Below are 1,623 nucleotides of genomic sequence, written 5' to 3' on the forward strand. Positions count from 1 at the left end.
CCCATTGATGAAATGCTTGCTGATCCTTGGCAAGTTGATATTCAAGAATTGTTTGAAGCTTCTGTCAATGAACCTGACGAGATCAAAAGGAATTTGTATGATTCCTTATACACTTATATTTTGCAAAAAAGACAAGAAGATATTATTAATCGCCCAGGCTTTGTAATTTAGCCCTCTAAAAAGTCGCTGAGGGCTTTTTATTTTGGCTTTGGTATAAATGTATATAAATAGCCTTAAAATCGCTGAAAACAAAAAATAAGGCCCTTAAAAACGAACATAGCCGCTAAATTCTTGTTAAGATTCAGAAAAACTAACTGTTTGCTGTCAATGGTAGCGGACGAGCGTAGCGTGGGAGCATAAGGAATTGACAGCTCTTAACCAGTCTTTACACTGAAATGGCGAAAGCCAAAGTTTCTACAAAACTTTGCTTTCCTGCCTAACGGCGAGTGAAAAAGCAGGCAAGCTGGCTCAGCTTGGACGGGGTTCGGGGCGTCAGCGCCCGAATTAATGTGGCTTGCCACACCTTTTTAGGCAACGAACGAAGTGAGGCGCAAGGAGCATAGCGACTGGAGTTTAATGTGAGCCGGTTTTTGGCTCACTCCTTTGTATTTTTGTTTTAGATTTTGATCTTGTACAGCGGTGCCTCTTTTATACCTCTTTTATAAACCTTTTTTAAACCTCTTTTAGACCCCTCTTGAGCCTTACTCTCCCAAGGCTCACAGAAGTTTATCAACGAGGTTTTGTCTGTTTATCAACGAGGTTTTGTCTGTTTATCAACGAGGTTTTGTCTGTTTATCAACGAGGTTTTGTCTGTTTATCAACGAGGTTTTTAATAGTGATCGTTGATAAACAATCGTTGATTTTATATAATAGTTGTGGAGGTGTAATTATGAGCAATGAACTTATAAAATATGATCCAGAACTTAATACTATTCCCTTACGTAAATTCACCCCTATTGAAATGAATCTATTTTTTTCAATTATTTCTCGTATGCGTGATAAAGGGGATCAAACAGTTAGATTTTCTTTTGAACAACTTAAAGACTTGAGCAACTATAAACCAACTGCAAATAATCGCTTTGAAGATGATATTCAAAGAACTTATGAAAAACTAATGGGGCTTCATTTTGGAAGACGTAGTAAATCTGGATTAAATAGAGAAATGTTTGTTATGTTTACTAAATTCAGAATTGTTGGTGAAGCTGATTCTCCTTATATAGACATTGAAGTATATAAAGATGCTTTGCCACTTCTTAATAATTTAGACACGTGGGTTAGATATGCTTTAGCGGAATTTAGAGATCTTCGAAGCAGTTATGCTAAAACCGCTTTTAGATTGTTAAAAGGTTTCAGAACAACCGGTTATGCTTTTTTATCAAAAGAAGATTTTTTTGAGTTACTTGATATTCCTAAAAGTTATTGGAAAAAGCCGGGAGACGTTGATAGATACGTTCTTAAACCAATCAGAGAAGAATTAACCCCTCTTTTTAGAGGCCTAACTGTTCGAAAGAAATATGGTAAAGGCCGCGGGAAACCAGTAATTGGGTATTCTTTTACTTGGAAGCCTGAAAAGAAAGACGCTAACGACTTCTCACAAGGTCAATTTCAAGATGAACGTCAAAA

General features: G+C 36.6%; 1 protein-coding gene. It reads left to right on the top strand.

The window, feature by feature from the left end:
- Window positions 1–889 precede the first annotated feature (889 nt).
- A partial coding sequence (locus tag EKM61_RS11875; protein ID WP_164505773.1) for a replication initiation protein occupies window positions 890–1,623 on the top strand: 734 nt, incomplete at its 3' end.

The sequence above is a fragment of the Loigolactobacillus backii genome (genome assembly GCF_003946275.1).
Taxonomy (GTDB): domain Bacteria; phylum Bacillota; class Bacilli; order Lactobacillales; family Lactobacillaceae; genus Loigolactobacillus; species Loigolactobacillus backii.